Raw genomic sequence first — 4,038 nt, 5'->3', positions numbered from 1 at the left:
TCGATTCTTTGTCTGTCGGTAGGCAGCCTACGCACGGAAACGACAGACATTTTTTCAACTACTTGATATTCCCTCTTTACCTCGCCCCCTTAAGTTGAGCTCTAGGCGCCTGCGCGGAAAGGACGGGTTTTAAGTTTTTAGTCTTTACCACTTGTGGGTAATAATATGCTGCCTTTTATTCCCTTGGTGTATTTGTTTGTTGTATTATTATTTATAAATAAAATCTGGGTGATAAGCGATGATTTCAAGAGCTGAGCGAGTGGTTTAAAGTGCATTTATTTTCCTCTCACATCCCCCCAAACATATTTATGCAATTGCAGCTGAAAGCGAACTGGCAAGCGATCTTCGACGATCCAGTCAGCAAGCTGCTGTTTATCCTGTTGCTCGTGGCTGGGCGAAAATAACACTTCTGCGCGCGAGATCAAATCGTAACGGTTAATAATATCTTTTACCCACTCATAATCACGACGATCACAAATAACAAATTTAACTTGATCATGCGGCAATAGATACTCAAAGTTCCCAAACTGGTTACGGCCCATCTCTTTAGAACCCGGCGTTTTAACGTCAACAATTTTTATAACGCGCGGATCAACGTTCGAAATATCCAAAGCACCGCTGGTTTCCAATGAAACCCTGTAATTTAAGTCACACAACCGCTGTAATAGCGGCAAAGAAGCGGGTTGCGCTAACGGCTCCCCTCCTGTCACTGTTACATAACGAGTCTGATAAGAGGCCACTTGGTGAACCACGTCTTCAAGCAATAGAGACTGACCTCCATAAAAAGCATAGAGGGTGTCACAATAATGACATCGAAGCGGGCATCCCGTTAACCGAACAAAAACAGTAGGAAGCCCTACCGTCTTTGTTTCGCCTTGCAAGGAATAAAAAATTTCGGTGATTCTAAGTTTGTCCACAATTAAGGCGTTGTTGTTTCTGAATCAACTTCCTCCAATTGGTGGAGGCGGATATTGGCGAGTTGTGCTGCCGTAGATTCAGGGTGTTGTTTTTTAATTTCGGTTAATTCTTCCTTAGCCTGTTTAATTTCCCCGTCTTCCGCGTCAATGATGGCTAACTTTAATTTCGCATCAAGTACCTTTTCCGATTTGGGGAATTTATCCCTTACGGTTTGAAATTCGTGGGCTGCGTTTTTCCGATCTTTCTGTTGAAGGTAAATTTCACCGAGCCAATAATGCGCATTCGCAACATAACTTCCGTTAGGGTAATCGTTTAAATAATTTTGAAAAGACGCTTCTGCTTTGTCATATTGTTTTTCAGTTAATAAATCCAATGATTGTCGATAAGTATTTGAATCTTGTAACTGAATATTATTGGTGTTTGAGGTGTCACCCGTTGAAGGTTTTTGGGAAGAAGAGGCGGAATTGTCATTGGAAGAGTCACTATTATTACTATTTAAGTTTTTAAGCTGAGTGATTCGCTGATCTAAATCTCGATAAAAACTGCGCTGTTGATTATTGAGTAATTCTAAATTGCGTTCTTGCACTTGTAACTGACCGCGTACTTGAGCCAATTGTTGCTGGAGGTCACTAATCTGTTGAGGTAGATTCATGTTAATAATGTTGTTAAGCTGCTGCTCTAATCGCGCCAAGCGCTGCGTGACCGTTAAATCCGTCTGGGCAGCAGGTAGGGAGACAGAAGGAGTTGGGATAGCTGTTTGTGGTGTCTCTGACAAGGATACTGTGGTTTCAGTAGGAGGCTGCGATTGGGCTGAAATATCCTCCACTGGCGCATCTGACCACGTAAGCGGGGCGCTTAACATCAATGCTGCTAATGCGCTTGAAACACATAACGTTTTTATTTTCATTTTAATAAGCCTCATAAATTAAATTAACCCGACGATTAAACCTCCATGCGTTCTCGTTGTTCCCCATAACAGCAGGACGTTCTTTCCCATAGCTAACCATATCAATTTGCTTCGGCGCGACACCTTCTTGTTCCAAGATACGAGCAACCGCTTGATCTCGTCGCCAGCCTAAGCCGATATTATACTCTCGACTGCCGCGGTTATCCGTACTGCCTTCCAAACGCACTTTGGCGGTGGAATACGTGGCTAAATAATTGGCTTGAACACGAATTGCTTCTAAATCCACGGAACGCAATTGAGTGCTGTCGAAATCAAAATAATAAGTCTGATTAGCCGGGGCGACCAATGGGTTGATTATGCGCCCTTCGGAATCTTTTTTAAGTTGCCCATGGTAACCTTTAGCCTCTGCCAAAGCGTACGCTTGAGCGCCTGTGCCATCGCTTAACCCAGTCACCGCATTTGCACCGGCTGAATGGTATTTACAAGCTGCCAGGTTAAGAGTAGCCAGGGCAATGACACCCAAGCCCGAATTTTTCACTAAGTTGTTCATAACTATCCCCTTTATTTTGTCTGTAAATTTACCCCCTTTATTTTGTCTGTAAATTTACTGCTCAAGGACGACTTCTACACTCCTAAAAAAGGAGACCACGCCGGTTCCTGGACGTTGCCATTTCGCGCCGGTAACCGTAATTTAATCTGACCATCAATAGAAACTTGCGCCAACACGCCGCGCCCACCGTGTTCCATCGCGTAGATCGCCATTTTACCATTCGGCGCCAAACTCGGGGATTCATCGGTGCCACTTTCGCTCAAAATTTGCACTTGCCCTGTGGTCAAATCCTGGCGCGCAATACCAAATAACCCATTTTCTCGATGCATCATAATGATGGACTTACCATCCGGCATAAATGAAGGGCGTGCATTATAGTCGCCCCGATAGGTCACCCGACTAATACTCCCATCAGCAAACGAATAGTTATAAATCTGCGGCGTTCCATCTCGATTAGAAGTAAATAGTAAGGATTTCCCATCCGACGACCACGCGGGCTCGGTATCGATAGACCACCCATTTGTAATCTCGTGTAAATGACCGTTGGTTAAATTTAAAATGTAAATTTTTGGATTGCCCGTTTTGCTAAGCACGAGCGCAAGCTGCTTGCCATCGGGCGAAAAAGCGGGTGCGCCGTTAATACCTGGCGCTTCACTTAGCCGTTGACGCCACCCTGTAGGGAGGTCTTGTAGATAAATCGCTGCACGGTGGCCCTCAAATGAAACGTAAGCTATTTTATTTCCATCGGGCGACCATGTTGGTGACATAATCGGCATGTCAGAAACCAGTAAGGGTTGAGGGCCAAAGCCATCCGCATCAGCCACTTCTAAAGTGTATTTAGGAGCGGTATTTTCAGACGAAGCTTCGACGAGAACGTAAGCAATTTTGGTTGAAAAAACGCCTCTTACACCCGTGAGTTTTTGATAAATTAAATCACTAATGTGATGGGCTAAATTACGCAGCTCTTTGTCATTGGCATTGAAGGATTCACTCAACAAGCGATTATTGGAATCAAAGACGTTAACCAAGGTGAATGCCACTCGGTAGCGGCGCATTCCTAAGGGATTAATAGCGGCAACCACGAGGTCGTTCACTTTTTGTTTGCGCCAATAACTGTAATCAATTTGCTGCAATGAAGCCCCGGTCTGGTCCAAATTATCGGGCCCCATCACCCGAAATTGGCCGCTATTTTGCAAATCGTTTTTGATCACCTGTGGGATAGTTTCATCTCCGGACGCTAATACTGACGGCCCAGCAAATGGCATAATGACGATTGGGATAGCGGCGGTTACACCTTTGGTTAATTCCAAATCGAGTGCAGCATAACTAACGGGAACGAAAACCAAAAGGGTTGTTAACAATTGTATAATTAAATGTCGTTTTTGCATGGGATTTCCACTTCGCATTGTGACATAGGCCCGATCTCACGATACAGCCGCCTAGATTATAACTGCTCAGCCTGTGGATAGAAACGTCCATTTTGGGCCGAGATGGGGTTAAAAGTATAGGTTTTCAACAAATAGCCTGTATGAAGCGCAGTGAAATACGGGGATGATAGACGAGATCATTATTTTCCCGTATTCTGCTTTGGTCTATACGTATATGGCCCCAGGGTTGTTGTCAACAATCAGTTTTGACGAAAAGAACGTATATGCGGCTTCAC

At 44.3% G+C, this 4,038-nt stretch carries 4 protein-coding genes; all 4 read right to left on the bottom strand.

Translation table 11 applies throughout. The annotated features are described in order from the left end of the window. Positions 1-275: 275 nt before the first annotated feature. The 4 genes from queE to tolB all read right to left on the bottom strand — a co-directional run bounded on the left by queE (position 276) and on the right by tolB (position 3,781). Positions 276-917, bottom strand: coding sequence for a 7-carboxy-7-deazaguanine synthase QueE (queE, locus tag OWO34_RS00395; protein ID WP_267256158.1), 642 nt, complete (start codon positions 915-917; stop codon positions 276-278). A 2-nt stretch (positions 918-919) separates the two neighbouring features. Then, on the bottom strand, positions 920-1,840 hold the full coding sequence (gene ybgF, locus OWO34_RS00390; protein ID WP_267256157.1) for a tol-pal system protein YbgF: 921 nt from the start codon (positions 1,838-1,840) through the stop codon (positions 920-922). Beyond that, complete coding sequence (locus OWO34_RS00385; RefSeq protein ID WP_267256156.1) at positions 1,827-2,375, bottom strand: OmpA family protein; 549 nt, start codon at positions 2,373-2,375, stop codon at positions 1,827-1,829. Before OWO34_RS00385 ends, ybgF begins: the two co-directional genes overlap by 14 nt. Before the next feature lie 74 nt (positions 2,376-2,449). Then, positions 2,450-3,781, bottom strand: coding sequence for a Tol-Pal system beta propeller repeat protein TolB (gene tolB / locus OWO34_RS00380; RefSeq protein WP_407647507.1), 1,332 nt, complete (start codon positions 3,779-3,781; stop codon positions 2,450-2,452). Positions 3,782-4,038 lie beyond the last annotated feature (257 nt).

Source organism: Coxiella endosymbiont of Ornithodoros maritimus, assembly GCF_907164965.1.
Classification (GTDB): domain Bacteria; phylum Pseudomonadota; class Gammaproteobacteria; order Coxiellales; family Coxiellaceae; genus Coxiella.
This window is presented reverse-complemented; position numbering and strand designations above follow the sequence as displayed.

Excerpts from the sequence above, each read along its gene's own strand:
- ybgF (WP_267256157.1), bottom strand. The coding sequence starts at position 1,840 with ATGAGGCTTATTAAAATGAAAATAAAAACGTTATGTGTTTCAAGCGCA.
- tolB (WP_407647507.1), bottom strand. The coding sequence starts at position 3,781 with ATGCGAAGTGGAAATCCCATGCAAAAACGACATTTAATTATACAATTG.
- OWO34_RS00385 (WP_267256156.1), bottom strand. The coding sequence starts at position 2,375 with ATGAACAACTTAGTGAAAAATTCGGGCTTGGGTGTCATTGCCCTGGCT.